This is a genomic window from Actinoplanes subtropicus, assembly GCF_000721705.1.
In the GTDB taxonomy this organism is placed as follows: domain Bacteria; phylum Actinomycetota; class Actinomycetes; order Mycobacteriales; family Micromonosporaceae; genus Actinoplanes; species Actinoplanes subtropicus.
Genome location: NZ_JOJL01000169.1, coordinates 1 through 305 on the forward strand (window position 1 = coordinate 1; position 305 = coordinate 305).

Consider the following 305-nt stretch of genomic DNA (forward strand, 5'->3'; position numbering starts at 1 on the left):
TGCAGACCTCCGGCTACACCAACATCGACTTCGTCGGCACCCAGTCGGACGGCGGCGGTTGCAACCCCGGCTACTGCTACGACTTCGACCACGAGGGACGCGGCGGGTACTCGGCCCCGGGGATCGCAAACAATGACCAGTTGCCGCCGTGGCTGGCTACCTCCCAGCCGGACGTCGTCCTCATGCACCTCGGCACCAATGACATGTGGGGCGGCTACATCCCGCTGCAGGACAAGCTGACCGCGTTCACCAAGCTGATCGGTCAATGCGGGCCCAGAACCCGGCCATGAAGATCATCGTCGTGC

At 64.6% G+C, this 305-nt stretch carries 1 protein-coding gene; it reads left to right on the forward strand.

Going from position 1 to position 305, the window contains the following annotated elements; all coding sequences use genetic code 11:
- Positions 1-290, forward strand: a 290-nt coding sequence (locus IH26_RS61845) for a cellulose-binding protein (protein WP_030443835.1), incomplete at its 5' end; no start/stop codon positions are given.
- Positions 291-305: the final 15 nt, after the last annotated feature.